The sequence below is a fragment of the Mycobacterium paraterrae genome, from assembly GCF_022430545.2.
Taxonomy (GTDB): domain Bacteria; phylum Actinomycetota; class Actinomycetes; order Mycobacteriales; family Mycobacteriaceae; genus Mycobacterium; species Mycobacterium paraterrae.
Genome location: NZ_CP092488.2, coordinates 3,931,471 through 3,957,592, shown reverse-complemented (window position 1 = coordinate 3,957,592; position 26,122 = coordinate 3,931,471). Strand labels below are relative to the sequence as shown.

The window sequence follows — 26,122 nt, the reverse complement described above, 5'->3', positions numbered from 1 at the left end:
GCACGGGGTAGAACGGAGGGCATGCCGAACTTCACCGACACCGTCACCACGCCCGATGGCACCGCGCCGATCCTGCTGGCCACCCCGGAAGGCGAGGGACCATGGCCGGGCGTCGTCATGATCCCCGATGCCGGCGGTTTCCGGCAGACCTTCTTCGACATGGCCGACAAGCTCGCCGAGGCCGGCTTCGTGGTGCTGTTGCCTGACGTCTACTACCGCCAGGGCGATTGGGCGCCGTTCGACATGGCAACCGCATTCAGTGACGAAGATGAACGCAAGCGCCTGTATTCGTTCATCGGCAGCATCAGCCCACAGAACTGGGCCTCGGACGCGGATAGCTACTTCGATTACCTGGCAGCCAGGCCCGAGGTGAGCGGCACCAAATTCGGTGTCACCGGCTACTGCATGGGTGGCCGCGCGGCGCTGACGATTGCCGGACTACTCCCGGACCGGGTCGGCGCCGCGGCGTCGTATCACGGCGGCGGCCTGGTCACCGACGGTGCCGACAGCCCACATCTACGGGCCGACCACATTCAGGCTTTCATCTACGTGGGCGGCGCCGAGAACGACGCGTCGTTCACCGACGACCACGCCGAGCAACTGGAAAAGGCTCTCACCGCTGCCGGCGTCGAGCACACGATCGAAACCTACGCCGCCGGGCACGGATTCGCGGTGCCGGACAACCGGTCTTGCGACCCGGCGGCTGCCGAGCGACACTGGACCACAATGCGCGAAGTGTTTTCGACCCACCTCTAGCGGCTACTCCGGCCGGCTGCCGTCGACTTCGCGTCTCGTCGAGGTCTGCCGCTCCGAGTGGCGGCGCCACTCCCGCGGCGACAATCCGTACTCGATTCGGAAAGCGCGGCTGAAGCTTGACATGTTGGTAAACCCGTACCGTCGCGCGATGCCGGCGATGTTGAGCCTGCCGGAGTCGTGGACCAGCGCGCGCCGGCACGCCTCAAGACGATGCATGCGAATCCAGTCGGCGAGGCTGACACCTTCTGCTGCAAGCACCTGATAGAGGTGACGAACCGAGATGTGATGGGCGGCGGCGATGGTGGCGGCATTGAGGTCGGCGTCGTCGAGGTGATGCCGGGCGTATTCCATGATGCGCACGGCCAGAGTGTCGGCCAGCGCGTCCTTGGCGAGGTGGCCGGCTTGCAGGTGAGTGGCTAGGACTGCCCTGATTAGCTCGATACTGGGGTGACTGGCACCGTCGTTGCCCAAGGCGGCCAGCTGTGATGTGTGCGCGGCCAGCCGGCGCAGGTGATCGTGGGTCAGCGCAGTCAATGGATGTCCGGGAAGCAACGAAACCGCGCAGGCTCGTCGTACCGCGTCGTGCGGGAGCGCCAGCGCGGCAAGCGGAATCTGAAAAAACTCCCCAGCCATACCGTGGGCGTTGAGCAGCGTGTAAGGCATCGTCGAGTCGTAGATCACGAGCCCACCGGGGCGCAGCACTGCTTCCCTGCCGCTTTGCACGACCATGCTGGATCCGGAGAGTTGCAGATTGACGAATACCGACGGCTCCCGGTCATCACGCGCCAGGGTCGGAGTGCGTTCGACCCGAACTGCGGTGGTTCCGCCGCAGCACACGGTGAGGTCACCTAACGAGGTGATCACGCCGTGTGCGGTCGCCGCGGGATCATCGGCACGCCAATGACATTCGACGGACACCATCGTCGCCGCCAGGGCCTCGCGGAAGTAGTCGCCGCGGTCGGCGGGGGCCACGTCGTCGGTGTTGAGTACGAGGGACACGCGAAACACTCCTTCGGTCGCCGCTACCGCTTCGCGTCAAGTCCATGAGCATAGGACCGTTCGGTCAAAAACGCCGGACGACGCAGTCCACCACAGCGCCGTTTGTGACTGGCAACGCTCCGCCGGGGCGCAACCCATGCAGCCAGATGACAAATCCGCGCACAAATGGCACACAAGAGTGCATTCAATGCGCACACAGGTCGCTGTGCAACAGCGACTATGACGTCGGCAAGCGAGTAGGCGGCATGGTATTCCGGCGACGACCGGTCATGGTTATGGAATGTACGGTCAACAATCAGCGTTGTCGGCTTCACGCACTCGATGGCACAGACACACGGGTGGAACGTATCGGGACGCAACAGTGAGGAGAACGCGCGATGGTTGATATCTCGGGCAAGGTGGTGGCGGTGACCGGGGGTCGCAGGGGGCTCGGTGCCGCACTGGTCGACGAGGTCCTCGCCCGCGGTGCGCGCAAAGTGTATTCGGCGGCGCGTAGCTCCTACGCCGACGATCGCGTCGAGGTGATCACTTATCCGCTCGACATCCGATCAGCCGAGTCAGTGGCAGCGTTTGCGGAAAGTGTTGGGGACGTGGAGATTTTGTTCAACAACGCCGGAATCTACGCTCCCGCACCCCTGCTCACCGGCTCCTTTGACGACATAACCGACACGCTGGACGTTAACACGCTTGGGCCGCTGCGCGTGACACGCGCCTTGGCTCCAATCCTTGCCGCTAATGGAGGCGGAGCCGTAGTCAACGTCCACTCAGTGCTCTCGTGGCTCGGTGGGGCGGGCGCTTACGGCGCCTCCAAGGCCGCGTTGTGGTCGCTGACCAACTCTTTGCGGATCGAACTTCGGCCCCAAGGCACCCATGTGGTGGGAGTACACGTCGGCTTCATCGACACGGATATGGCGGCTGATGTGTCGGCCGACAAACTGAGCCCGCAGCAGGTGGCGAAGATCATTGCCGACGGGCTCGAAAGGGACGCCGCCGAGATCCTCGTCGATGACGTATCAGTTCACGTCAAGGCCGCGCTTTCCGGCCCGGTTGAGGGCCTGGCCGTGGCTTTGGGCTAGCCACGCGACTTGTCCGCCGGCTGCCACGTCGCGACGTTCGAGGTAGCGAGGCAAGGAACTGCTCGGTGGCCGACGTCAGCGTCGCCCGCGTCGCGCCGAGCTTGCGCATAGCTTCGAGACCGCGCAGCACCGTAAGCACCAACGCGGCGGTCGAGTCGGGATCGGCAGCGGGGTCGAGGTCGCCCTGTCGTTGCGCCTCGGCAACTGAGGCCGCGAGTTCGCGACGATAGAGGTCGAACGTGCGCTTGACACGCTTGGCCACGACAACGTCCGACGGCACGAGTTCGGCTGCAGCCTTTGCCAGCAGGCAACCGCGCCTGCTGGTGTCGGTCACATTGTCATGACACACCCTGCGAACGTGATTGACCAATCCTTCGTAAGCCGTCGGCGCGCCGCGAAGATCCTCGACGATGCCGCGATGCTTTGCCTCGCAGTAAGAGTCCAACGCAGCCATGAATAAGGCGTGCTTGTCGCCGAAGGCTGCATATAAGCTGCCGCGTCCCAGACCGGTCGCGGCCGTCAGATCGTCGAGCGAGGTACCGGCATAGCCCCTTTGCCAGAACAAATCGCGAGTCACCAAGACGACTTCGTGTTTGGTGAATCCGCGTGGTCGTCCCATGCCTGCCATGCTAAACGGCGACATGTTCCGCGGTATGACGTCCAGCTAAGGCGGCGTCGTTCAGATCAGGTTGACGACATCGAGAAACGATCGCGCGACCCCAAGGTCTCCCGCGACCTGAACGCTCTCCTGCCATGGCATGCGTCGCGTCGACCACGCCAGGAAATCCGCAGTATTCGAGGTGAGTACCGCTGCCGAAGGTGCGGCGGCATCGGGCGGTTCGGCAACTCGGACTCCACCGCCGTGGGCGCTCAATTGGATCTGCCGTGCACCTGGTCCTACGAGCTCGAGCGTGATGGGTGCCTCGATGTAGTCGGCTAGTTCAGGCTGCATCTGCGAGAGGCCGCCGATCAGCCAGGAAATCGCTGGAGCAATTCGTATTTCGTCGAGCGCGGTGATATTCACGTCCACCGGGCCGCGGGGCTGCAGGACGTCGTAGCGAAGGTGGGTAGTGAGATCGAAGCTGAACATGTCAGGAATGGCATGCAGCGGGTATTGTCCGAGGTCGAGCAGTGCCGTTTGGGTCGACGCGATCGGTTCTTCCTGGAGCGCCGTGAAAGCGCCTGACGCTAAGTCTAATTGTTCTCGAAGGAATCCAGTTGCCCGCGCGGCGGGCCAATCTCGTCGTTCCGCGACGGCTTGCTCGTTGAGTTCTTCAATCCCGATCGGCGGCGCCTCAGCCCCTGCGATGGCGGCTTGTAACAGTTCGAGCAGCGCACCGAGGTGGATGTAGACGTCTTTTACCGACCATCCGTCGGCGGCACTTGGCGCTTCCCAATCGGCGTCAGACAGCTTCGGCGCGACGGCCAGTGCATCGTCGCCAGCGGCTCGCATGCCGTGTATCCCTGAATGGCTCATCGTTGTCTCCTCAATGCTTACCCGTTCACGCTGACCGTAACGCGAAACCGCAATCTCCACACGGCGTGCGGTCGAAGCTCAAATTGGCTCGCGGTCAGTGCCTTTGGAGCATCAATTTTATTCGGCACTGTGTGCCGGGGATGCACGCCAGTGTGCGACAACTGCACGGTGTTGTCGTCCACGGGCGCAACCGCATATTGTGGACCGATCGATCCAGATCGAAGTCCGATCTCTGCGGCGCGGAATATAACCACTCGACAGGACGTCGTACCTCGCAAGCGGACGACCGAACTGGATCGAATGTTTCGGTAACAGCGCCGCCGCGAAGGAGTGGTGAAATCAGTGAGCAGCGGACCGATCTTGGTGACAGGAGCCGGCGGCGACGTGGGTTCGGTGAGCACTGCGGTCGTGCATATGCTGCTTGCCGACGGGTGGCCAGTGCGCGCCTTCGTCCGAACTGACGACCAACGCGCCGAGGCGCTTCGTGAGGCTGGCGCCGACGTATTTGTCGGCAACCTGCTGAACATTGCCGATGTCGCCGCGGCGATTCGTGGTTGTCGCCGCGTGTATTTCAGCATGAGCCTAAGTCCCTACTACCTTGACGCCACAATCCTGATGGCGGCCGCCGCAAAGGCGAAGGGCGATCTGGAACTTCTGGTCAACGTATCCGAATCCGAACAGACGAATCTCACATTCGAGCGGATGACTGCACCGGCGGACGAGCGAAGGTCGTGGTTGGGTAACGGCGTGCAGGAGTGGTCGCCCCAACAGCGTGCACACTGGGCTGGCGAGCAGAGCCTGAACTGGTCAGGCTTACCAGTCGTCCATATCCGCGCGGGCATCTTCGTCGAGAACCCCATCCTCACAAGGTTTCCCATGACAGAGGTGATCGCGAAAGGGGAGCTGGGGCTGCCGTTTGGCGAGGCGAAACTCGCGCCCATCGCCGCACACGATGTAGCTAAGGTGTGTGCCAACATCCTGCGGGAGCCTGGCGAACACATCGGCCGTGCCTACACTCTGACCGGGCCGGAATTCAAAACGATGGCCGAATTCGCCGAAGACTATGCCGCGGCTCTACAGCGTCCGGTGCAGTACGTGCCGCGCGAACTCGACTCCTGGAACACCGCATACATCGACGCTGCCCTGGCCGAGACCAACCCCCACATTGCCGAGCACCTCAAGACGCTTACACGTCTTGTGGCGTCCGGCCGCTACTACACTGTCGACACAGACGACCTGTCCAACCTCTTAGGTGGGCCACCCAAGACCCTCCGCTGGGCCCTGCAGAACCACCCGCTTGTTCAACAGCAGGCCGGCAGTGTGCGTTGACGTGGCACATTACCGCGACGACACAATGCCCTTTCGGGAGCGCTCGTTTACGCGAGCGAGTGAAGCGAGGACGAAATGATTGAAGTTGTCGCTCAAGTGGCAGTGCCGTGGCCAAAGCCGTCACTGAGCTGTCGTGGCACCACCAACGATCTGGTCTACCACCACTCACGGCCGCCGTTCTCAGACACTTTCTGCCCGGCTTCGAACCAGTCGATTTCGTCGACGTCATCAACTCGGCATGACCAGAGTGAGGTAGCAATATGACCAGCACCGATGTCGCTGGTGATCCTTCGAAAGATTATGTCCGCAGCTGGCTCGGTAGCGAGCCGCAATGGTTTTACCGCCCGGACGGCACCAAGCTCCGCTTCGTTGTAGCCGGACAAGGAGCTCCCGTGCTGCTGCTGCATACCGTTCGCACGCAGCTGGACTACTTTCAGCGTGTTATTCCCCTGCTCTCCAGTGCTCACCGTGTGTACTCGCTCGACTTTCCCGGCATGGGGTGGTCTGATATCCGGCCCGGGGCTTCATACAATCACGACCAGATGCGTTCTGCAGTAGTCGATTTCGTACGTGGCAACGGATTGTCGGACCTCACCCTGGCCGGTGAATCCATGGGTGCCACTATTGCGCTGACAGCGTCAGTTTCTCTCGGATCGCTCGTGAGGCGGGTCGTCGCTTCCAACACCTATGACTACCCGCAAGGCGTGGAGCGATCAAACCTGTTGGCGCGGATGATCATTCCAGCAGTGAAGGCTCCGCTCGTCGGCACCACTTTCGCTGCTCTAGAGAATCGCGCGATTATCAAGGGCATCATGAACGGCGGATACGCCAACCCATCAAAATTTCCCGATGAATTTTTGAGTGAACTGGTTCGCGTGGGTAAGCGACGAGGCTACCCGGGCGTCGCCCGAGCGGTGTATCGCAGTCTGCCAACGTACATTGCGGCACGTGCTGAGTACGCGGCCGTGTCGGTCCCGGTGACTTTGCTCTACTCGCAACACGACTGGTCGAGAACGTCTGACAGGACCGCCACGGCAGCGGCACTGCCCACGGCGTCGGTGCGCAACATCGCTGACGCCGGACATTTCGCGGCCATGGAGAAACCTCATGCTCTGGCCGACGCGATATTGGGGCAGTAAGTCAGCCAGGCTGCCCGGACGACTGTCGCATCGACACAACCAACCCACATACGAGAAAGCTTGCTTCATGGACAACATCACGACCTATCTCGACGGAAACTCACGCTTCGCCGACACCCATTTCGCGGCCGGGCTCGGCATTGCGCCCGCCCGCAAGACCCTGCTGCTCGGTTGTTTAGACCCTCGCGTAAACCCCTCGCAAATCTTCGACCTCACGCTCGGCGATGTCGGAATCATCCGTAATGTCGGCGGCCGGGTCACCCCCGCGGTGATCGAGCAGATCGCATTGCTGACCACTCTCAGCGCAGTTCTCGGCGGAAAGCTCGGACCGGGATGGGATTTGGTCCTGTTGCAGCACACGGACTGCGGTATCACACGGCTGCAGGAGCCACCCGACCAACTAGCCCACTACTTCGGTGTCGACGTCTCCGCACTACCCGGCAAACATGTCAACGATCCCGCGGCGGCCATTGCTGCCGATATCGCCGCGTTGCGAAGTGCGCCCCAGGTCCCAAGCTCCTTCACCGTGACCGGCTTGAGTTACGACGTCGCTGACGGACGAGTGACTACGGTCGCAGACTCTGCGCCGCTGCGCGCCGCGTGATCGATCGCACACGCCAAATCCTGCTTCAAACGTGGCCCATCAAAGGCCATCGACACTGCAGGGGCATACTGATCCGCCATGCGCATCGATGCGATGACGGTCCCCCAGCCCCTCGGACGGGTCGGTGAGCTGGCCCGCCGAACGCAGTCGGCCGGTTTCTCCGGCCTGCTGTTCACCGAGACCGGACGCACGGCCTATCTCAACGCCGCGGTCGCCTCGCAAGCCGCGCCAGACCTGGAGCTGTCGACCGGTGTCGCGGTGGCATTTCCGCGCAGCCCGTTCGTGACTGCCGCCGCGGCCTGGGAACTGCAGGAGGCGTCGGGCGGAAACTTCCGGCTGGGCCTGGGCACGCAGGTCCGCACGCACGTCGTTCGCCGGTATGGCGTGGATTTCGAGAAGCCGGGTCCGCGGCTGCGCGATTACGTGCTGGCGGTGAAGGATTGCTTTGCGGCGTTCCGGTCGGGAAAGCTAGATCACCACGGTGAGTTCTACGACCTGGATTTCATTACGCCGCAGTGGAGTCCGGGACCCATCGACGTGCCCGATCCGAAAGTCGACATCGCCGCGGTGAATCCGTGGATGTTGCGGATGGCCGGCGAGGTAGCCGACGGGGTGCACGTCCACCCGATCGGCGAGCCGGGGTATCTTGCCCGGCACGTGCTGCCGAACGTCGCCGAGGGCGCACGGAAAGCCGGTCGGTCACCGTCCGACGTGGCGATCATCGTGCCGGTGATGACGGTGGTCGGTGACACCGACGAAGAACGCGACAGGCAACGGGAGTCGGTGCGTGCCAGCATGGCGTTCTACGGAAGCACGCCCAATTACGCGTTTATCTGGGACGAGGCGGGATTCGACGGCACGACCGCCCGTATCCGCGAGAAGCAGAAGGCCGGCGACTTCGCCGGAATGGCCGCTCAGGTCAGCGACGATCACGTCGCGGCTTTCGCGACCGAGTCGACCTGGGATGCGCTGGCCGACAAGCTCATTGACACTTATGGCGGGACGGCGACCCGACTGGTGCTTTACAACGCGGTCAGTGATCCCGATGGCTTCGAGCGGTACGGGGAGGTTGCCCGCCAGGTCAGCGCCCGATCAGGCGCTGCATGAACTCGGGATAGCGCGCCCCCTGTACCTCGATCTCCGCCGACGCCGTGTCGAGTTCGTGAAGGTCGTCGTCGGTCAACTGAATATCGGCTGCCCCCAGATTTTCATCGAGCCGCTCGAGACGGCGGGTGCCGGGGATCGGCACGATCCACGGCCGCTGAGCCAACAGCCAAGCCAGGGCGACTTGCCCCGGGGTGACACCCCGACGGTCCGCAATCGTCTGAAGCAGAGCGACGACCGCGCGGTTGGCTTCGCGCACGTCGACGGCGAAACGCGGGATCATGTTTCGGATGTCCGCTTTGTCGAATTGCGTGTTCTCGCTGATGCTTCCGGTGAGGAATCCTTTGCCCAGCGGGCTGTAGGGCACGAGTCCGATGCCGAGTTCGGACAGCGTCGACAAGACGCCGGTTTCCGGGCTTTCCGGCTCCCGCCACCAGAGCGAGTACTCGCTCTGCAGCGCCGTCACGGGCTGCACGGCGTGGGCGCGGCGAATGTTGTCCGCCGATGCCTCCGACATCCCGAAGTGCTTGACCTTGCCGCTGTCGATCAGTTCCTTCACCGTTCCGGCGACATCCTCGACGGGGATTTTCGGATCGACACGGTGTTGGTACAGCAGGTCGATGGTCTCCACACCCAGTCGGCGCAGCGAGTTCTCGGTTACCTCTTTGATGTGCTCTGGCCGGCTGTCGACCCCGTTGACGTTGCCGTCGGGCGCGAAGGAGAACCCGAACTTTGTCGCGATCACCACCTGATCGGTGAACGGCGCCAGCGCCTCGCCGACCAGTTCTTCGTTGTCACCGTAGGCTTCTGCGGTGTCGAAGAACGTGACGCCGCGCTCGACCGCCCCGCGGATCACCGCGACCATGTCCGCTCTCGATCCCGCCGGCCCGAAGCCGCGGCTCATCCCCATGCAGCCCAGCCCGATTGACGAAACCTCGAGGGTGCCGCCGAGGATGCGCGTATCCATGTACCGCTCCTTTTTACGAGGCCGGCAGATCGACCAGTGCGGCCAACCGGACGCGGTGGCGGTACGCCGTACCGAATGCCAGCTGATCGCTCTTGGCCCGCTTCAGATAGAGATGCGCGGGATACTCCCACGTCATGCCGAGGCCGCCGTGCAGCTGAACGCATTCCTCGGCCGCGTGCACCGCGGCTCCACTGCAGTAGGCCTGCGCTACGGCCGCGGCGATCGAGGCATCGACGTCCTGCCGGGCGCAGGTGTCAGCCGCGTACCGAGCCGCCGCCGCAGCGGAATTGAGCTCGACCCACAAGTCGGCGAGGCGGTGTTTGATCGCTTGGTACGAGCCGATCGCGCGGCCGAACTGCTTGCGGTCCTTGGCATATGCCAGTGTCGTCTCGAAGCACCACTGCGCGACACCGAGTTGTTCGGAGGCCAGCAGCGCCGCCCCGGTCTCCAGCGCCGCAGCGATCGCCGTCGCCGCCCCGGCCGAATCGACCCGAGACGACGCCGCACCCGAGAACTCCACGTTGGCAAGCGGTCTGGTCATGTCCAGGCTTACGATCGGCGATACCTCGACACCCGCCGCATCCCGTGCAACGGCGTGCAATTCGAGCCCGTCGGTTCCGGCGACGGGCACCAGCAGCACATCGGCGGCATCGACCCCAGCCACGCTGGTGATCCGTCCGGTCACCGCGTTGGCATCCGCGTCGAGTCCGGTGATCGTGTCGTCGGGCGCCGTGGACAGCGGCACCGCGAGCGCGGCGGTGAGCGATCCGGCCGCCAAGCCCTGAACCGTGCCGGTGTCACCGGATTTCAGCAGCACGACGGTGGCCACCACCGAACTGGTCAGAAATGGCACGGGCGCAACGGCGCGGCCGATCTCCTCCATCACGACCGCCGCCTCGCGGGCGGTCGCACCGGCACCGCCGAGATCCTCGGGTACCAACAGGCCCGCCAGACCCAGGTCTGCGGCCAGCGTGCGCCAGACGCCGGAGAGATCCTGTGGCGCAGAGTCGTACAGCGACAAGATCGCTTCTGGCGGGCATCGGCCGGCGAACAATCGTCGGACGCTGTCCCGCAACGCTTCCTCGGTGTCGGAATACAGCAGATCGCCCACTTGACTCACTTCCCCAGATCCTGGAAAGCCACGTCCTTGTCGACGCGATGTTCCGGTGGCAGGCCGAGAATCCTTTCGGCGATTGTGTTTCGCAGGATTTCCGATGTACCGCCTTCGATCGAATTTCCTTTGGCGCGGAGGTAGCGGTACCCGGGATCGCGGCCAATGAAGTCGACTGATTCGGGTTGACGCATCGTCCAATCGTCATATTGCAGGCCCAATTCCGGGTGCAGTTCGATCTCGAATCCGGAAATCGCCTGAGCCAGTCGAGCGAATGTCACTTTCATCCCGGCGCCCTCGGGCCCGGGCTGACCGACCGCCAGACGCTGCCGTAGCCGCAGACCGGTCAGCCGGGCGACTTCGGCCGCCACCCACAGCCGCATGAGCTCGTCATGCATTGCGGCACTACGCAACTCGGGTTGTGCCCGCCACGCCGCCGTGACCTTGCCGACGATTCCGCTTTCGCGCGCGCCTCCGGCCATCGAGCCGATGGCCACCCGCTCGTTGTTCAACGTGGTGGTGGCGACCTTCCACCCGCCGCCCTCGGGGCCCAGACGGTTGGCGTCGGGCACCCGGACGTCGGTGAGAAAAACCTCGTTGAATTCGGCTTCGCCGGTGATCTGCCGCAACGGTCGGACCTCGACACCCGGATCGGTCATGTCGAGGACGAAATAGGTCAACCCGTGGTGTTTCGGGACGGTCGGGTCGGTCCGGGCGACTAGGATCGCCCGCTGAGCGTTCTGGGCGCTCGACGTCCACACCTTCTGCCCGTTGACAATCCAGTCGTCACCATCCCGGACTGCGCGGGTGGCCACGCCGGCGAGGTCGGATCCCGCACCCGGCTCGCTGAACAGCTGACAGTAGACATGCTCGCCGGTGAACAGGGGCCGCAAGAACTCTCGACGCTGCACCTCGGTGCCGAAGGCGGCGATGGTGGGCGCGGCCATGCCCATCCCGATGCCGTTGCGCGCGCCGCCACCACCCGGCGGCGCACCGGCTGCGGTCAGCTCGTCTTCGACCTGGGCCTGGAAACTGCGCGACACATCCAAACCGCCGGAGCCGACCGGAAAGTGCACCCACGCCAGCCCGGCGTCAAAACGCGCACCGAGGAATGCGTGCGGATCTGTGCGGGTCGGGTCATGCTCCTCGAGCAACGTGCAGACCCGAGCATGCAGATCGTCGGCGTTCACCGAAAGCCCTCCGGATCGCCGAGCAGCCTTCCGCCGTCCAGCACCAGCGTCTCGCCGGTGATCCAGCTCGACTCGTCGGAGACCAGGAACGCGACCGCAGCCGCCACGTCGGGCGGCTCGCCGATACGTCCCAGCGCCGTACCCCGGGCCACCAGGTCTTCGTGGTCCTTCCACAGCGCTTCGGCGAGCTTGGTCCGAACCACCCCCGGGGCGATCGCATTGACCCGAACCTTGGGCGAAAGTTCCAGCGCCAGTTGCTTGGTGACGTGGATCAGCGCGGCCTTCGTCACGTTGTACAGGCCCATGTTGGGCGCCTGATGCATGCCCCCGATCGATGCGGTGTTCACGATCGCGCCGCCATGTTCCCGCATCCACGCCTTCGCAGTCAGCGATGTCCATAGCAACGGCGCCCACAGGTTGACGTCGAAGATCTTGGAAAATCGCGCGTGGTCCTGATCGATCAGCGGGCCGTACGCCGGGTTGGTGCCGGCGTTGTTGACCAGAATGTCGATGCTGCCGAAGCGGTCGAGGGTCAGATCGACACAGTGTCGCGCAGCGTCCTCGTCGACGGCGTGCGCGGCCACCCCGACAGCGTCGCCGCCCACCTGCTGAGCTGCGGCATCGGCGGCCTCCTGCTTACGCGAGGTCAACACGATGTTGGCACCACCCTCGGCGAGCCGCTGCGCGATCGCGAGGCCGATCCCGCGTGACCCTCCGGTGATGATTGCGGTGCGACCGTTGAACGGTAATGCGGTCATAGCGCCTCCATCAGGCTGTGCTGGTAGCGACGCATCCCGCGAAGCCAGCGATCGTAGTCGTTCCCCTTGTTCCGGTACATCTCCAGCACTGCGGGGTGCGGCAGGATCAAGAACCGTTCGTCGTCAACTGCGGCTAGCACGATGTCCGCGACGTCGGCCGGTTCGATCACGTCCCCGGCCGAGGTCACGGCGCGAGTCGCAAGGCGCGCCAACGGATCGTCGGATTCCCCTGGCGAATACAGCAGTTTGGTGTTGACACCCATCGGACACAGACAGCTGACCCGCACGCCCTGGTCACCGAAGGTGATGTTCAGCCACTCGGCGAATCCCACCGCGGCATGCTTGGTGACCGAGTAGGTCGCCGACCCGAGTTGGGTGAGCAAACCCGCGGCCGACGCCGTGCTGATGAAGTAGCCTTCGCCGCGTTCGACCCACCCCGGTACCAGCAGCTGCGCGGCGCGGATGTGGGACTTGAGGTTCACGTCGATCGACCGGTCCCACTCGGCCTCGGTCACGTCCAGACCGGAGACTCCGGTGATCCCGGCGTTGGCGAAGTACAGGTCGACGGGTCCAAATGTGTTTTCCGCCAACGCAATCAGCTGTTGAATGTGGGCGGTGTCAGAGACGTCACCGCCGGATGCGACGGCTACCCCGGCCCGCTCGGCATTGATCTGGTCGACCACCGATTGCGCGGCATCACCGTCCAGGTCGGCGACAACGACCCGGGCATCCTGTTGCGCCAGTTTCGTCGCCAGCGCCGCACCGATGCCGTTACCACCGCCGGTGACGATGGCGACCTTGTCGGCAACTTTCACAAGTGCCTCTCTTTCTTGTCGATGAACCGTTCTTTGTCCGTCAGCATCCTGGTGATCCATCCTCGGGTGTCCGCCGGATCGATGACGTCGTCGAGTTCGAACGTGGTGGCCGAGGTGAGCGCCTTGCCGTGTTGATAGGCGGCTTCGACCAAGGTGTCGAACAGGTTCTGGCGCTCGGTCGGGTCGGCGATCGCGGCCAGTTCCTTGCTGAATCCCAGCCGGACCGCGCCCTCCAGACCCATGCCGCCGATTTCGCCGGTCGGCCAGGCGACGGTGAAATCCGGCGCGTGAAAGGAGCCGCCGGCCATCGCCATTGCGCCCAATCCGTAGCCCTTGCGCAGGATAACCAGGCCGAACGGGACGGTCAGTCGCGCGCCCACAATGAACAGCCGGCTGAACCGCCGAACCGCGGCATCCACTTCGGCGTCGGGGCCGACCATGAATCCCGGGGTATCGCACAGCGAAATGACCGGCAGCCGAGCCGATTCGCAGAGCGTCAGGAAATCGGCCATTTTGTCGGCGGCCTCGGCGTCGATGGCGCCGCCGAGGTGGTGGCTGCTGTTGGCCAGCAGGCCGAACGGCACCCCCTCGACGCGGACCAGCGCGGTCACCACGCCGACTCCGTAGTCGGCCCGCAACTCCAGGACCGAGCCGAGGTCGGCCACCGACTCGATCGCGACGCGAACATCGTAGGCCCGTAACCGATTCTCGGGCACCACATGTCGCGCTCGGCGGAGATCGGGGCCCTTCCAATCGTCTTGGTTGCCCTGAAAATACGACAGGTACTGCTTGGCCAGCGACACCGCATGCGCCTCGTCGCGGGCCGCGAGCCCCACCACGCCGTTGCGACGCTGCACATCGACCGGCCCGATGTCCTCCGGCCGGTACCGCCCCAGCCCGCCGCCCTCGATCATCGCTGGCCCGCCCATGCCGATGTTCGCGTCGGGGGTCGCGATGATGACGTCGCAGGTTCCCGCGAGTGCGGCATTCCCGGCGAAACACCGACCGGACACGATCGACACCAACGGCACCTTGCCGCTGAGCGCGCCGAGCGCCCGGAACGTCGGCACGTCCAGACCTGCGATGTTCGCGACGTCTGTGTCACCGGGTCGGCCACCACCGCCCTCGGCGAACAGCACGACCGGTAGCTGCTGGCGGGTCGCCAGTTCGAAAATACGATCGGTCTTGGCGTGGTTACGCATGCCTTGGGTACCCGCGAGCACGGTGTAGTCGTAGGACAGCACGGCCGCACGCGCGCCGCCGATGGTGGCCACCCCAGCGATCAGGCCGTCGGCAGGGGTGTTGGCTATCAGGTCTTCCTCCGAGCGACGGCTGCGCTGCGCGGCGACGGCGAGCGCGCCGTATTCGACGAAGCTTCCCGGGTCGATCAGGTCGTCGACGTTCTCTCTGGCGGTGCGGCGATTCTGGTTGTGCCGCTTGGTGATCGCTGCAGGGCGGCCCTGATCCAACGTGATCAGGTGACGACGCCTGACCTCGTCGAGGTCCGCGCGGTCGCGGTCGAGATCGAGCGCGGCCGACCCGCCACGGTCGTCCGCACCCGTTCTATCGCCGACGTGGGTGAACACCATGATCGGCTCGCCGGTTGCTATCACCTGCCCGGCCGTCACCAAGACCCGGACGGCGCGGACCGCGTCCGGCGCACTCAATACATGCTGCATTTTCATGGCCTCGAGCACGGCCAGCTGCGCGCCCGCCGCGTAGTCCACTCCCTCGGACGCGATCTCGACCACTGTGCCCGCCAGTTGCGCTCGCAGCACCTCTTCACCCGGGTGAAGCTCCGGCAGCACGGGACGTGCCTCGTGGAGCCGGGACTGCGCCGCCCCGGCGAGCGCCGGCAAGTTCTCGTCGACAAAGCTGGTCGTCACCAGACCGGAGTGGGTGTCCTTGTGCGACAAAATTTCTCGCAGAAAAGCGACATTCGTTGCAATGCCTTCGATGCCGAATTCGTCCAACGCCGTCTGCGCCTTTCGCAGCGCCGCGGAAAACGACGACCCACGCACCCGAGTGATCACCTTGGCCAGTAGCGAGTCGTACCGCGGGCTCGGCGTCAGGCCGGCACGGCCGAAGGTGTCGACGCGGACGCCGGGACCGCTCGGCGGACAGAACATCGAGATTGTTCCTGCGGCTGGCACCACCGAACCGTCGGCATCCATTGTCTCCATGTTGACTCGCGTCTGGATCGCGATGCCCCGCACCGCGGCAAGCGCACCGACGACCTCGTCGCCGTCGGCCACGATGCCTGCCGGCAAACGTAATTGGTGAAACGACGCGCGCTGCGCGATGCGCAGCTGCACCGCAACCAGGTCGACACCGGTGACTTCTTCGGTCACCGTGTGTTCCACCTGGATTCGCGGATTGACCTCCAGGAATACAAATTGCTCGCCGGTGACCAGGAATTCGACCGTCGCAATTCCGCGGTAGCCTGCCTGGGCACACAACCGTGCAGCGGCCCGGTGCAGGTCGCGGCGCAGCACCGGTGAAAGACCCTGCGCCGGAGCGATTTCAACGAGTTTCTGGTGGCGGCGCTGGATGCTGCAGTCGCGGTCACCGAGCGCAAGCGCACGGGGCGGCGATGCGACGATCTGTACTTCGATGTGCCTGGCGTCGGCTAGATGCGCTTCGGCAAACAATGCCCGATCGCCGAATCCGAGTTCGGCTTCGGCGGCGCATCGGCGATAGGCGTCGTCGATGTGCTCGGCGCTGCGGACGATTCGCATGCCGCGGCCTCCACCGCCCGACAGCGCCTTGATCACCACCGGGCCGCTCTGAGCCGCGGCGAATGCACGGACCTCCTCGAGGGTGGCGGCCCCATCGGTCGCGGGCAACACCGGCACGTCGGCTGCCGTGGCCGCCCGCCTGGCGGCCGCCTTGTCACCGAACAGCTCGAGCGTGGCCGCATCCGGCCCGACGAACGTCAGCCCCGCACCTGCACAGGCTCGCGCGAACTCGGCCTGTTCGCTGAGAAAGCCGTAGCCGGGATGAATCAAGTCGGCCCCGGATTTCGCGGCCGCCGCCAGCACGGCGGCATGGTCCAGGTAGGCGGCCGGCCCGGCGCCGGGGAGCGCGATCGCTTCGTCGGCCGCGTGGACGTGCGGGCTGTCGGCATCGTCCTCGGCGTAGACCGCAACCGTGCCGAGATCCAACTCCGTTGCGGTACGGATGATTCGAAGTGCGATCTCGCCGCGATTAGCAATCAGCAGGCGCGTCACGTGCGGTCCTTCTCGAGGTCGACCATCCAGGGTTTGGCATCCATCCCGATCTCATCATGCCGCTGCCCCGATTACCGGACTATTGCCCCCATTCGATAGCCGAGCTAGTAGTTTTAGTGCGGCGTCGACGATGGACCGACTCAGTGAAGGACATGATGATCAAGCGCTACCTGATCGCAGCCCTGGGGACCGCCCTGGCAACCGCAGGTCTGACCGCCACCGCGGCTCCGGCCAGCGCCGGATGCCTGCACCCGCCGGGCCTCGCTCCGATGGCCCAGATGTGTGACAGCCCTATCGACGGCGACGGCATGTGGGAGCGCTGCCTGACCAACTACCCGGGTGGTCCGCTGAATCCCGCGACGGTCGACTGCAACACGATGAGCGCAGGCGATCCTCCCAAGGAGGCTGACCCGGCCATGCAGACTCCGCCCACCCACATCGATCCCTAGCCGCGGAAAGTCTCGGTGGCTCCGCCCCGGCCGCTGCGGTAACTTCGCCCGGGTGTCAATAAACCGTCGCATGGTGCTGGGTGGCGCCGGGCTGGCCGGCGCCGCGGCAGCCGCGGGTGTCGGCGTCGATCGTCTGGTTGAGGGTAGCCACCTCGACAAGGACATATCGCCCGGCGATGATGCCGCAAGGTTCGGTGATCCGCGCATACCGTCCGAGCTCATCTCCTCGCACACGCATCTCTATCGACTCGGCGCTTCCCCGGTGACGCGGCTGGACGGAGGATTCTTCCAGCAAGCGGACGAGGAAAGTTTCCCGATCCTCAAGGGCCAGGCGGCCAGTTTTCTGGTTCTCACGCTGCAGCCCGGAGGTATCCGCGAGCCGCACTGGCACCCCAGCGCGTGGGAGATCAACATCGTCACCAAGGGGGTCGCCGCGTGGACCCTCGTCGACGGCAACGGCAATCACGAAAGCTTCGACCAGCATGTGGGCGACGTGGTGTTCGCGCCTCAAGGTTCGTTCCACTACTTCGAAAATCGTGGCGCCGACGACATGAAGATCGTGATCATCCAGAACACCAGCACGGCGGAACCCAAAGACAACATCGGGATTGGTGAATCGCTCAGCAAGCTGCCATCCCGGGTGCTCTCCGCACTGTTCGGCGTTCCGGCAGACACATTCGATAAATTCAAGAAGGTCGACGAAGCCATCATCGTCCTGCGGAAGCACTGAGGAATACGTCATGACCGAGGACGTCAAGCGCTTCGGCGATCCGCGCATCCCTGCGGAAACCATCGCCTCCGCGTCACACCTGTTTCACCTGTCCGCGCTGCCACCCACCAGATACGACGGCGGTTCCCAGCAGCAGGCTCATGAGGACAATTTTCCGATCCTGCAAGGGCAGGCCGCCAGCATCCAGCTGATCACGTTGCAGCCCGGCGCAATTCGCGAACCACACTGGCACCCGAGCGCGTGGGAACTCAACTTGATCCTCAAAGGGTCCGCGAACTGGGTGCTCATCGACGGCAACGGAAACCACGAGGCATTCGAAGCCCATGTCGACGATCTCGTGTTCGCGCCCCAGGGCTCGCTGCACTACTTCGAGAACCTTGGCACCGAAGATCTGGAAGTGCTGATCGTTCAGAACGCCAGCGCCTCAGAAGACAAAGACAACGTCGGTATCGGCGAGTCAGTCAGTCAAATGCCACCGGACGTGCTCGGCGCGGTGTTCGGCGTCCCCGCCGCCACATTCGAGAAGTTCACCAAACACGACAGCGCGGTGACCATTTTGCGGGCGCGCTGAACTTTCATTCCATCAACGTCGCGGCGAGCGTGCCGCCAAGTTCGTAAGCCCGCTCCCGGACACCGGCGTCGATCGCGCCGGTAACCTCCAGTGCGTCAGCCGCTTTGGCTAGCGCGAGCCCGGTGGCCACCTTGTCCACCGACGACACCGCTCCAACCGTGTCGTTGTTGCCATGCACCCATACGCCGTAGGGCCGGCCGGCCACATGGTCCAGGCTTGGGTAATACACCGTGTCGAAGAAGTGCTTGAGCGCGCCTGACATGTATCCGAGGTTTGCCGGGGTACCGAACAGATAGCCGTCCGCGTCGAGCGCGTCGGACACCGTGGCGGCCAATGCGGGCCGCAGCACGACGTCGACACCCTCGATGTCGGGGTCCTTGGCCCCTGCCAGCACGGCTTCGAGGACCTCCCGGGTGGCCGGCGACGGCGTGTGATGAACGATCAACAGCGTCTTGCTCATTCACGCCCCTGCATCTCGACGGCTTTCCTCATAGCTTCTCGGGCCCGGCTTCGGTCTCCCGCGTAGTCGTAGGCCCGGGCGAGTCGATACCAGCGTCGCCAGTTGTGCGGGTCGGCGTCCAATTCGGCACGGACAGCGGCGAACAGCGCGTCCGCTGCGTCGCGTTCGATGCGTCCCGAAGGCCGCCGCGGGAGCGCATCGGTGTCGAGTTCCATTCCGTCCTCGGCGGCCAGTCGGGCCAATTTCTGGTGAGCCAGACCGGCGCGCAACGTCGCGACCATAGCCCACAAGCCGATCGCAGGCATGATGAGCAGCGCACTTCCCAACGCGATGGCCACCCCGCGCCCGGAGCCGATCATCAGCACGGCGGTCCGGCCGAGTAGTACCAGGTACACGAGCAATGCCGCGCACATCAGCGCGATCATCACTTGGATGCGGACAGTGCGCGCGTTCTGGCTCATTGCAGATTCAGCAGCGATTCGATTCCTACCGTCAGGCCGGGACGTTCGGCGATGCGTCGAACCGCGAGCAGCACACCGGGCACGAATGAGGTGCGGTCGATGCTGTCGTGTCGGATAGTCAGGGTCTCCCCCAGCGTGCCGAACAACACTTCCTGGTGCGCCACCAGTCCGGCCAACCGCACCGAATGCACCGGCACACCACTCACGTCGGCGCCTCGGGCGCCGGGAAGGCCCGTGCTGGTGGCATCGGGGTTGGGCGGCAGATCTTTTCGCGCTTCGGCGATCAGCGCTGCGGTGCGAGCGGCGGTTCCCGACGGCGCGTCGGCTTTGTGCGGATGGTGCAGTTCGATCACTTCCACCGACTCGAAGAACGGCGCGGCCTGCTTGGCGAAGTGCATGGACAGCACCGCGCCGATGGCGAAGTTCGGCGCGATGAGCACAGAGACATCCGGCTTGGCGGCCAGCCACGACCGCACCTGCTGTAGCCGCTCCTCGGTGAACCCGGTCGTTCCCACAACGGCGTGAATGCCGTTGTCGATCAGGAACTCGAGGTTTTCCATGACGACCTGGGGATGGGTGAAATCGATGACCACCTCGGTGTGGTTGTCGGTCAGCAAACTCAGCGGATCACCAGCGTCAACCTCGGCCGACAAGGCCAGATCGTCGGCGGCCTGGACGGCTTGGACCATCGTCGTTCCGACTTTCCCCTTGGATCCCAGTACAGCTACTCGCATGGCTTCACCCTAAAGCGTGCTCGATTGGCCCAGCGGCGCACCTGATTGCTCGCCGGTTCGTCACCGTGCGTTCACCAAGCGTGGGTTTGCGCCAAACGTGAGCGAACTGAAATTCTGCTGAAGATACTTAGCAAACCGAACCCGACCAGCTCGACGAAAGGAACTCCGATCTTGAAGATCACAAGCGGCGTGGCCGCTAGCGCGATGTTCGCCGGTCTTGCCCTGGTAATGACGGCTCCCGTGTCCTTCGCCGACCCGCTGAACGGCCACTACATCGAGACCGAGACCTACCCCGACGGTCATCAGGACCCGCCCAGCGACTGGTACATCACCCCGTGCGGCGACGGGTGCGCCGACATCCAGCACCTGGGCCAGGCGCACCTGGTCAACAACCAGTGGACGCTCGACGGCAAGGGCGGCGTCTCCTGCGAGCAGGGCGGCGACGTGCACGACGCGATCAACTTCCACTACGCCTGGGACCCGAACACGTTGGACGGCACGGTCCAGATCACCAACAACGTGGCGGCCTGTGGCAACCCGCAGGGCTATCAGGAGACCAACAAGCTGCACCTGGCCCCGGCAACCTAGAGGTCGATCACCACCCGATCGCCGGCCGCGCGGGAGACGCACACCAGCATCTCACCGTGCGACTCGGCGGTACGGCCGCGTCGGTCGACCTTTCCACTGAGCACGGCGACCTTGCACGTACCGCAGAATCCTTGACGGCAGGAATGCGCGGTCGTCGGGTCGTGGTCCAGCATGACGTCCAGCGCGGACCGGTTGGCGGGAATCTCGAGCACCCGCCCGGACCGGGCCAGTTCGAGTTCGAACGGGATGCCGTCGACGACGGGCGGCGGGCTGAACCGCTCGTAATGCAATGGCGCGTCGGCGTGTTCGTGACGGGCACCGCGTACGGACTCGAGCATTCCGGCCGGGCCGCACACGTACACCGCGGTGGTCGGCGTCGCGTCGACGAGCAGCTCTTCAGCAGCCGCCGGTCGTCCACGCTCGTCGTCGGCCCACACCGTGACCCGGTCTGGATCCAGTGAAAGGACCTCGTCCAGCAGCGGCATATATTCGCGGCTGCGACCCGCATATATTGCGCGCCAACTCATTTCGCGCTGTTGCGCGGCCCGCATCATCGGCAGGATCGGAGTGACCCCGATCCCGCCGATGACGAAGAGCACGTCGCGCTCGCCACCTCCGAGGTAGAACGCATTGCGGGGTCCTTCGAAGACCAACGGGTCGCCGACGGCGTAGGCGTCGTGCATTTCGGCGGAGCCGCCACTGCCGTCGGGGATGCGCCGCACCGCGATTCGGTAATCGATGCGCCGCCCGGGCGGTCCGCACAGCGAGTACTGGCGGCGACGGCCCGAGGGCAACTGCACGTCGATGTGGCTACCCGGCGTCCACGAGGGCAGCAGGCCGGCGTCCGGGTCGGCGAACGTCAGCGCGATCACGTCCGGGCTCAGCTGTTCACGCTTGGTGATCACGGCAGTGTGAGCGCGGCCGACCGGCACCACGCGCGACGGCTTCCAGCGGCTTGCCCACGAGAATCCGCCGAGCAGTACAGCGAGACCCCAGATGCCCGTGAACAACCGGTCCCGATCACGGCGTCCGTAGATGTCGTGCGGCCTACTGGCCCAAATATGTTGTGACACCGGAACCTCCGCGACCTTACGGTCGTATGTCGTAGCGGGCCAGCAGTCGGATCAGCGACGGGCTGATCCGTCGCATCGCGTAACCGACCCATGACTCGGCCGCGATCGGCACGACCGGCGCGCCGCTCTCGACGGCTTTGACGATCGCCTTGGCGGTGGCCTCCGGCGTGTAGTTGCGACGCCGATAGGCAACGTCGGCTTTGCGCCGGGCACTGTCCTGCTCGTCGGGAGTCATTCCCGCATAGACCGTGCTTTTCGCGATGTTGGTGTTGACGAAACCCGGGCACACCGCGGTGACGGTGATGCCGTCGTCGGCCAGGTCGGCGCGCAGTGATTCGCTGAAAGCCAGTACTGCGGCTTTGGTTGTGCCGTAGGCGATCATCGACTTCGACGGCAGGAATGCCGCGGCCGACGAGACGTTGATGATCGTGCCGCCCTGCCCGCGGTCGACCATCTGCGCGGCGAACGCTCGGCTGCCGTTGAGCACCCCACGTAGGTTGACCCCGAGAATGTCGTCCCAATGCTCCGGCGTCGTCTCCAGGAATCGGCCGGCCATTCCGATGCCTGCGTTGTTCACCAGGACATCGACCACGCCATGCTCGCTGTTCACTTGTGCGGCAAGCGCATTCATCGCGGCGTCGTCGCTCACGTCGGCCTGGTAGGCCGTCGCCGCGGCACCCGCTTCGCGAACGGCCGCGACGGTCTTTTCCGCTGCGACCAGGTCACGGTCGACGACCACCACGGCGTCGGCCCCTTGCCGGGCCAGCTCGACCGCGGTGGCGCGGCCTATACCGGCGCCGCCCCCGGTGACCAGGGCGAGTTTGCCCCGCACGTCGCGCGGTCCGGACTGCACTGCACCGACGACGGTCAAGGCGACACCGCCGACGTGCCGGTCGATCCATTCCGCGGCCAGTCGCGCGATGACCTCGGGACGCGCGGTCACTACCCAGTGGCCACCCTCGATGGGTACGACCCTGCTGCCCAACGGAATAGAACCGGTGTAACGCTGAAGCGCCGGGGTGACGAACACGTCCATCCGCGGCACCAGCACCTGCACCGGCACAGTGGTGCCCGGCAGCTTCACGCCGGGCGTCAGGAACGGCCCGGGCATATTGGCGCGATAGAGGTTGAGACCGTTGATGTAGTCGCCGGTCGAGCGCACCGGCTCACCGGGACGAGTCCGCGTGCTGGAATTACCGATGCGACCGAGGGCCTCGATCAACTTCACACCCACGCCCAGTCGGATCAGCAACTCGGGCAGGCCGGGGGTGAGGAAGAACCAGATGTAGCCCGACGCAAGGAACTGCCGGATTACGTCCAGCAGACCGCGCAGTCCGCGCGCAGAGCGAAGGAACTTGCCCGCGTAGCTGAGGTGCGGGCCGGATATCGAGGTGAACGACGCGACCTTGCCCATCACCGTGTCGTCGGTGACGGCCGCCCAGGCTTGGATCGATCCCCAGTCGTGAGCCAGCAGGTGAACGCGACCGACACCGATGCTGTCGATGACCGTACCGATGTCGGAAATCAGTTGCGCGAAGCGGTAATCCGATCGACGTGCCGGACGTGCGGACTCCCCGGCTCCCCGGACGTCGTAGGCGACGAAGTTATAGCGTCCCGCGAGATGTTCGGCGACCCCGTCCCATAGGTGGTGGTTATCGGGGTAGCCGTGAATTGCCAGCACGGTCGGCCGTTGCGGGTCGACGTCGGTGTAGGTGTGCACGGACAGCGCGAGACCGTCCGAGGCGGTCACCGTGCTGCGGGTGGGCACGGAACTGCTCGCCGAGGCGGTGGTCATGGATTCCTTCCGGTCAGTGCGAGGCGCGCGCAGCGGGCGAGATCGCCAGGTAGTCGACCGCCTTCTCCACTCCGCCGAGATGAGAGGGATGAAAGCGCGGCAGGTAGTAGGCGCCGATCACGCGGATGAAGCGCAGCGGCCCGGGCATCAGACCGCGACGAGCCGCGGTGCGGTAGTAGCGCCAGCGGGCCTTGGTCCCGGGCGGTACGTGCGGGTCCACCGAATACATGAACCGAACCCCGCGGGCCCACATCAGCAGCATCATCGGCGTCACGACCAGCTGAGTGCGGACCTGGCGAAAGTAACCGGCTCGAAGGTGCTTCATCAGGTCGAACGCTACGGCTTTGTGCTCGACCTCTTCGGCGCCGTGCCAGCGGAGCATGTCGAGCATCACCGGGTCGGCCCCGATCGCGTCGAGTTCAGGAGTGTCGAGCACCCATTCGCCGAGGATCGCGGTGTAGTGCTCGATGGCCGCGACGAGCGCAACCCGCTCGAGCAGCCAGCTGCGCTGCCGCCGCACACTCCAGCGCGGCCGATCCCCGAGAAGCGTGCCGAACAGCCACGCCATCTGGCCGGTGAAGGGTGTCACGTCGACGTCGTTGGCTGCGAAATAGTCCTGGACACCGGTGTGCGCCTGGGCGTGCATTGCTTCCTGGCCGATGAAGCCCTGCACATCGCGTCGCAGCTGTTCGTCTCTGATCAGCGGGAGGGCCTGCTTGAACACCTCGACGAAGAATTCTTCGCCGGCCGGCAGCAGGAGGTGCAGCACGTTGAGCATGTGGGTGGTGAACGGCTCGCCAGGCACGTAGTGAAACGGCAGCTTCGCCCAGTCGAATGCCACGTCGCGCGCCTCGAGCACCAGTCGCTCGTGATCAGAGCCGCTGGTTTCCAGGAGCGGACCGACTGCTTCGTCGTTGGCCGTGAACATTCGCAGGAGCATACCCGGTACCGCCGGTATCGGGAATACGTGCGTGATCAGACCGGCGCCGCTCCCCGCAGATGCTCGAAGATCAACGAGGTCTGGGTTCCTGCCACGTCGGCGTCGGCGTTCAAATTCTCGACCACGAACGATCGCAGGTCCTCGGTGTCGCGCGCGGCGACATGCAGGATGAAATCGTCGGTACCGGCGAGGAAGTAGACGTCCATCACCTGCGGGCGGCGCCGAATCTGCTGAATGAAGTCGCGGATCTTGCCCCGAGCGTGGGACTGCAGGCTCACCGAGATCATCGCCTGCAGGGGCAGTCCGACCGCCGCGGGATCCACGTCGGCATAAAACCCGCGAATGACCCCGGTCTCTAGGAGCCGACGCACGCGGCCGTGGCAGGTCGACGCGGCGATGCCGAGTTCATCGGCCAGCGCGCTGTTGGTCATCCGGGCATCGGCATGCAGTAGAGCCAGGATTCGGCGGTCGATCCGGTCCAGGTCGGCGGCCCGAAGATCCTTCGGCGGCAGCGCTGCTTGATCGGATCTCGCCGATCGTTCTTCACCCATTGCGCGATAATAATGCCGTGTCTTCGGCATCTTTGCGCCCAAGGCGAAGTTTCTTCACAATTGTGACTATGCGCGTGGGCATCCCGACCGAAGTGAAAAACAACGAATTCCGCGTCGCGATCACCCCTTCCGGTGTCGCAGAACTGACCCGTCGTGGTCATGAGGTCTTAATTCAGGCCGGCGCCGGCGAGGGCTCGGCTATCGCCGACAGCGACTTCAAAGCCGTTGGCGCACAAATAGTTTCCGCCGTCGATGACGTGTGGGCCGAGGCTGAACTCGTCCTCAAGGTGAAAGAACCGATTCCGATCGAGTATTCGCGGATACGGCGGGGTCAGACCCTGTTCACCTACCTTCACTTGGCTGCATCGCGGTCGTGCACCGAGGCCTTGCTGGCCTCCGGTACCACGTCGATTGCCTACGAGACCGTGCAAACACCTGATGGAGCGCTGCCACTGCTGGCGCCGATGAGCGAGGTTGCCGGTCGCCTCTCGGCGCAGGTTGGCGCGTATCACCTGATGGGCACCCACGGGGGCCGCGGTGTGCTGATGGGTGGCGTGCCTGGTGTCGAACCCGCGACGGTGGTGGTGATCGGCGCCGGGACCGCAGGCTACAACGCCGCCCGCGTCGCGCACGGCATGGGCGCGGCGGTCACGGTGCTCGACGTCAACATCGACAAATTGCGCGAGCTCGACCGCGCCTTCAACGGCCAGCTGCAAACCCGGTATTCCACGGCGCTGGAACTGGAAGCCGCCGTCAAACGCGCCGACCTGGTGATCGGCGCCGTCCTGCTGCCGGGCGGCAAGGCGCCGACACTGGTGTCTAATGCCCTTGTCGCGCATATGAAGCCGGGGGCCGTGCTAGTCGACATCGCGATCGACCAGGGCGGCTGCTTCGCAGACTCGCGGCCGACAACCCACGACGACCCGACCTTCACCGTGCACGACACGGTGTTCTACTGCGTGGCCAACATGCCCGCGGCCGTCCCGGCGACCTCGACGGTCGCACTGACCAACGCGACTCTCCCCTACGCGCTCGAACTCGCTGACCGTGGTTGGCGGGATGCCTGCCGGGCGAATACGTCTCTGGCGAAGGGGCTTTCGACACACAACGGGGCGCTGCTCTGCGAGCGGGTTGCCGCGGATCTGGGGCTCCCGTTTACCGACCCGGCCGCAGCACTGATCTGACGTCCGGGTCCACGTGACCCGACCGCCTCCG

27 protein-coding genes are annotated in these 26,122 nt (G+C 64.8%); 11 read left to right on the top strand and 16 right to left on the bottom strand.

The window, feature by feature from the left end:
• Window positions 1–21 precede the first annotated feature (21 nt).
• The gene (locus MKK62_RS19160) at window positions 22–756 is read left to right on the top strand and encodes a dienelactone hydrolase family protein (protein WP_240258352.1); all 735 of its coding nucleotides are present in this window, start codon (window positions 22–24) and stop codon (window positions 754–756) included.
• A 3-nt stretch (window positions 757–759) separates the two neighbouring features.
• Here the strand turns inward: MKK62_RS19160 and MKK62_RS19155 are convergent, their stop codons facing one another.
• On the bottom strand, window positions 760–1,755 hold the full coding sequence (locus tag MKK62_RS19155) for a helix-turn-helix domain-containing protein (protein ID WP_240258353.1): 996 nt from the start codon (window positions 1,753–1,755) through the stop codon (window positions 760–762).
• A 377-nt stretch (window positions 1,756–2,132) separates the two neighbouring features.
• On the opposite strand from MKK62_RS19155, the gene MKK62_RS19150 reads away from it, so the two are divergent.
• Window positions 2,133–2,831 carry an SDR family oxidoreductase gene (locus tag MKK62_RS19150; protein ID WP_240258354.1) on the top strand — a complete coding sequence of 233 codons (699 nt, stop codon included), beginning with the start codon at window positions 2,133–2,135 and terminating at the stop codon, window positions 2,829–2,831.
• Here MKK62_RS19150 and MKK62_RS19145 read toward each other — a convergent pair.
• Complete coding sequence (locus MKK62_RS19145) at window positions 2,779–3,450, bottom strand: TetR/AcrR family transcriptional regulator (RefSeq protein ID WP_240258355.1); 672 nt, start codon at window positions 3,448–3,450, stop codon at window positions 2,779–2,781. The two genes, MKK62_RS19150 and MKK62_RS19145, sit on opposite strands and share 53 nt — an antisense overlap.
• 60 nt (window positions 3,451–3,510) lie before the next feature.
• Window positions 3,511–4,308: a maleylpyruvate isomerase N-terminal domain-containing protein gene (locus MKK62_RS19140; RefSeq protein ID WP_240258356.1), complete on the bottom strand. Its 798-nt coding sequence runs from the start codon at window positions 4,306–4,308 to the stop codon at window positions 3,511–3,513.
• Between the two features lie 342 nt (window positions 4,309–4,650).
• Between MKK62_RS19140 and MKK62_RS19135 the strand changes: the two genes are divergently transcribed.
• The 4 genes from MKK62_RS19135 (at window position 4,651) to MKK62_RS19120 (ending at window position 8,487) form a co-directional block, all read left to right on the top strand.
• Window positions 4,651–5,637, top strand: coding sequence for an NAD(P)H-binding protein (locus MKK62_RS19135; protein ID WP_240258357.1), 987 nt, complete (start codon window positions 4,651–4,653; stop codon window positions 5,635–5,637).
• A gap of 260 nt (window positions 5,638–5,897) precedes the next feature.
• Window positions 5,898–6,776 carry an alpha/beta fold hydrolase gene (locus MKK62_RS19130; protein WP_240258358.1) on the top strand — a complete coding sequence of 293 codons (879 nt, stop codon included), beginning with the start codon at window positions 5,898–5,900 and terminating at the stop codon, window positions 6,774–6,776.
• 67 nt (window positions 6,777–6,843) lie between these two features.
• Entirely contained in the window at window positions 6,844–7,380 is a 537-nt protein-coding gene (locus tag MKK62_RS19125; RefSeq protein WP_240258359.1) for a carbonic anhydrase, read from the top strand.
• A gap of 78 nt (window positions 7,381–7,458) precedes the next feature.
• Entirely contained in the window at window positions 7,459–8,487 is a 1,029-nt protein-coding gene (locus MKK62_RS19120; RefSeq protein WP_240258360.1) for a TIGR03617 family F420-dependent LLM class oxidoreductase, read from the top strand.
• Here the strand turns inward: MKK62_RS19120 and MKK62_RS19115 are convergent.
• From MKK62_RS19115 to MKK62_RS19090, 6 genes are read right to left on the bottom strand one after another with little or no spacing between them, the layout of a single operon-like run.
• The gene (locus MKK62_RS19115) at window positions 8,462–9,451 is read right to left on the bottom strand and encodes an aldo/keto reductase (protein WP_240258361.1); all 990 of its coding nucleotides are present in this window, start codon (window positions 9,449–9,451) and stop codon (window positions 8,462–8,464) included. The genes MKK62_RS19120 and MKK62_RS19115 overlap by 26 nt on opposite strands.
• Window positions 9,452–9,464: 13 nt before the next feature.
• The gene (locus MKK62_RS19110; RefSeq protein WP_240264053.1) at window positions 9,465–10,562 is read right to left on the bottom strand and encodes an acyl-CoA dehydrogenase family protein; all 1,098 of its coding nucleotides are present in this window, start codon (window positions 10,560–10,562) and stop codon (window positions 9,465–9,467) included.
• A 5-nt stretch (window positions 10,563–10,567) separates the two neighbouring features.
• On the bottom strand, window positions 10,568–11,752 hold the full coding sequence (locus MKK62_RS19105) for an acyl-CoA dehydrogenase family protein (protein ID WP_240258362.1): 1,185 nt from the start codon (window positions 11,750–11,752) through the stop codon (window positions 10,568–10,570).
• Window positions 11,749–12,510, bottom strand: a complete 762-nt coding sequence (locus tag MKK62_RS19100; protein ID WP_240258363.1) for an SDR family oxidoreductase — start codon at window positions 12,508–12,510, stop codon at window positions 11,749–11,751. The genes MKK62_RS19105 and MKK62_RS19100 overlap by 4 nt, the downstream gene beginning before the upstream one ends.
• The gene (locus MKK62_RS19095; protein ID WP_240258364.1) at window positions 12,507–13,325 is read right to left on the bottom strand and encodes an SDR family oxidoreductase; all 819 of its coding nucleotides are present in this window, start codon (window positions 13,323–13,325) and stop codon (window positions 12,507–12,509) included. The genes MKK62_RS19100 and MKK62_RS19095 overlap by 4 nt, the downstream gene beginning before the upstream one ends.
• Window positions 13,322–16,555: an acetyl-CoA carboxylase family protein gene (locus MKK62_RS19090; protein ID WP_240258365.1), complete on the bottom strand. Its 3,234-nt coding sequence runs from the start codon at window positions 16,553–16,555 to the stop codon at window positions 13,322–13,324. Before MKK62_RS19090 ends, MKK62_RS19095 begins: the two co-directional genes overlap by 4 nt.
• Before the next feature lie 152 nt (window positions 16,556–16,707).
• Here MKK62_RS19090 and MKK62_RS19085 point away from each other — a divergent pair, with 152 nt between their 5' ends.
• The 3 genes from MKK62_RS19085 to MKK62_RS19075 all read left to right on the top strand — a co-directional run bounded on the left by MKK62_RS19085 (window position 16,708) and on the right by MKK62_RS19075 (window position 18,305).
• A complete protein-coding gene (locus MKK62_RS19085) occupies window positions 16,708–17,004 on the top strand; it encodes a CDGP domain-containing protein (RefSeq protein WP_434085103.1) in 297 nt (98 codons plus the stop codon).
• Window positions 17,005–17,074: 70 nt separating this feature from the next.
• A complete protein-coding gene (locus MKK62_RS19080) occupies window positions 17,075–17,734 on the top strand; it encodes a cupin domain-containing protein (protein ID WP_240258367.1) in 660 nt (219 codons plus the stop codon).
• 10 nt (window positions 17,735–17,744) lie between these two features.
• A complete protein-coding gene (locus MKK62_RS19075; RefSeq protein WP_240258368.1) occupies window positions 17,745–18,305 on the top strand; it encodes a cupin domain-containing protein in 561 nt (186 codons plus the stop codon).
• 4 nt (window positions 18,306–18,309) lie between these two features.
• Here the strand turns inward: MKK62_RS19075 and MKK62_RS19070 are convergent, their stop codons facing one another.
• Genes MKK62_RS19070 through dapB form a run of 3 tightly spaced genes read right to left on the bottom strand, consistent with a single transcriptional unit; the run spans window position 18,310 to window position 19,960 of the window.
• Complete coding sequence (locus MKK62_RS19070) at window positions 18,310–18,765, bottom strand: flavodoxin family protein (RefSeq protein ID WP_240258369.1); 456 nt, start codon at window positions 18,763–18,765, stop codon at window positions 18,310–18,312.
• Complete coding sequence (locus tag MKK62_RS19065; protein WP_240258370.1) at window positions 18,762–19,226, bottom strand: hypothetical protein; 465 nt, start codon at window positions 19,224–19,226, stop codon at window positions 18,762–18,764. The genes MKK62_RS19070 and MKK62_RS19065 overlap by 4 nt, the downstream gene beginning before the upstream one ends.
• Complete coding sequence (dapB, locus tag MKK62_RS19060) at window positions 19,223–19,960, bottom strand: 4-hydroxy-tetrahydrodipicolinate reductase (RefSeq protein WP_240258371.1); 738 nt, start codon at window positions 19,958–19,960, stop codon at window positions 19,223–19,225. The genes MKK62_RS19065 and dapB overlap by 4 nt, the downstream gene beginning before the upstream one ends.
• Window positions 19,961–20,131: 171 nt before the next feature.
• Between dapB and MKK62_RS19055 the strand changes: the two genes are divergently transcribed.
• Window positions 20,132–20,548: a hypothetical protein gene (locus MKK62_RS19055; RefSeq protein WP_240258372.1), complete on the top strand. Its 417-nt coding sequence runs from the start codon at window positions 20,132–20,134 to the stop codon at window positions 20,546–20,548.
• Here the strand turns inward: MKK62_RS19055 and MKK62_RS19050 are convergent.
• The 4 genes from MKK62_RS19050 to aldR are packed head-to-tail and all read right to left on the bottom strand — an operon-like array spanning window position 20,545 to window position 24,907.
• On the bottom strand, window positions 20,545–21,621 hold the full coding sequence (locus MKK62_RS19050; RefSeq protein ID WP_240258373.1) for a PDR/VanB family oxidoreductase: 1,077 nt from the start codon (window positions 21,619–21,621) through the stop codon (window positions 20,545–20,547). The genes MKK62_RS19055 and MKK62_RS19050 overlap by 4 nt on opposite strands.
• Window positions 21,622–21,637: 16 nt before the next feature.
• Window positions 21,638–23,416 (bottom strand): SDR family oxidoreductase, encoded by a 1,779-nt coding sequence (locus MKK62_RS19045; RefSeq protein ID WP_434084966.1) that lies wholly within the window; start codon window positions 23,414–23,416, stop codon window positions 21,638–21,640.
• 13 nt (window positions 23,417–23,429) lie between these two features.
• The gene (locus tag MKK62_RS19040) at window positions 23,430–24,344 is read right to left on the bottom strand and encodes a metal-dependent hydrolase (RefSeq protein ID WP_240258374.1); all 915 of its coding nucleotides are present in this window, start codon (window positions 24,342–24,344) and stop codon (window positions 23,430–23,432) included.
• A gap of 47 nt (window positions 24,345–24,391) precedes the next feature.
• Window positions 24,392–24,907, bottom strand: coding sequence for an HTH-type transcriptional regulator AldR (gene aldR / locus MKK62_RS19035; RefSeq protein WP_240258375.1), 516 nt, complete (start codon window positions 24,905–24,907; stop codon window positions 24,392–24,394).
• A 68-nt stretch (window positions 24,908–24,975) separates the two neighbouring features.
• On the opposite strand from aldR, the gene ald reads away from it, so the two are divergent.
• Entirely contained in the window at window positions 24,976–26,091 is a 1,116-nt protein-coding gene (ald, locus tag MKK62_RS19030; protein ID WP_240258376.1) for an alanine dehydrogenase, read from the top strand.
• Window positions 26,092–26,122 lie beyond the last annotated feature (31 nt).

What these genes read in the sequence shown, in the direction of transcription:
- MKK62_RS19160 (WP_240258352.1), top strand. Translation starts at nt 22, where the DNA reads ATGCCGAACTTCACCGACACCGTCACCACGCCCGATGGCACCGCGCCG.
- MKK62_RS19150 (WP_240258354.1), top strand. Translation starts at nt 2,133, where the DNA reads ATGGTTGATATCTCGGGCAAGGTGGTGGCGGTGACCGGGGGTCGCAGG.
- MKK62_RS19145 (WP_240258355.1), bottom strand. Translation starts at nt 3,450, where the DNA reads ATGGGACGACCACGCGGATTCACCAAACACGAAGTCGTCTTGGTGACT.
- MKK62_RS19140 (WP_240258356.1), bottom strand. Translation starts at nt 4,308, where the DNA reads ATGAGCCATTCAGGGATACACGGCATGCGAGCCGCTGGCGACGATGCA.
- MKK62_RS19130 (WP_240258358.1), top strand. Translation starts at nt 5,898, where the DNA reads ATGACCAGCACCGATGTCGCTGGTGATCCTTCGAAAGATTATGTCCGC.
- MKK62_RS19125 (WP_240258359.1), top strand. Translation starts at nt 6,844, where the DNA reads ATGGACAACATCACGACCTATCTCGACGGAAACTCACGCTTCGCCGAC.
- MKK62_RS19120 (WP_240258360.1), top strand. Translation starts at nt 7,459, where the DNA reads ATGCGCATCGATGCGATGACGGTCCCCCAGCCCCTCGGACGGGTCGGT.
- MKK62_RS19115 (WP_240258361.1), bottom strand. Translation starts at nt 9,451, where the DNA reads ATGGATACGCGCATCCTCGGCGGCACCCTCGAGGTTTCGTCAATCGGG.
- MKK62_RS19100 (WP_240258363.1), bottom strand. Translation starts at nt 12,510, where the DNA reads ATGACCGCATTACCGTTCAACGGTCGCACCGCAATCATCACCGGAGGG.
- MKK62_RS19085 (WP_434085103.1), top strand. Translation starts at nt 16,708, where the DNA reads ATGATGATCAAGCGCTACCTGATCGCAGCCCTGGGGACCGCCCTGGCA.
- MKK62_RS19080 (WP_240258367.1), top strand. Translation starts at nt 17,075, where the DNA reads ATGGTGCTGGGTGGCGCCGGGCTGGCCGGCGCCGCGGCAGCCGCGGGT.
- MKK62_RS19075 (WP_240258368.1), top strand. Translation starts at nt 17,745, where the DNA reads ATGACCGAGGACGTCAAGCGCTTCGGCGATCCGCGCATCCCTGCGGAA.
- MKK62_RS19070 (WP_240258369.1), bottom strand. Translation starts at nt 18,765, where the DNA reads ATGAGCAAGACGCTGTTGATCGTTCATCACACGCCGTCGCCGGCCACC.
- MKK62_RS19065 (WP_240258370.1), bottom strand. Translation starts at nt 19,226, where the DNA reads ATGAGCCAGAACGCGCGCACTGTCCGCATCCAAGTGATGATCGCGCTG.
- dapB (WP_240258371.1), bottom strand. Translation starts at nt 19,960, where the DNA reads ATGCGAGTAGCTGTACTGGGATCCAAGGGGAAAGTCGGAACGACGATG.
- MKK62_RS19045 (WP_434084966.1), bottom strand. Translation starts at nt 23,416, where the DNA reads ATGACCACCGCCTCGGCGAGCAGTTCCGTGCCCACCCGCAGCACGGTG.
- MKK62_RS19040 (WP_240258374.1), bottom strand. Translation starts at nt 24,344, where the DNA reads ATGTTCACGGCCAACGACGAAGCAGTCGGTCCGCTCCTGGAAACCAGC.
- aldR (WP_240258375.1), bottom strand. Translation starts at nt 24,907, where the DNA reads ATGGGTGAAGAACGATCGGCGAGATCCGATCAAGCAGCGCTGCCGCCG.
- ald (WP_240258376.1), top strand. Translation starts at nt 24,976, where the DNA reads ATGCGCGTGGGCATCCCGACCGAAGTGAAAAACAACGAATTCCGCGTC.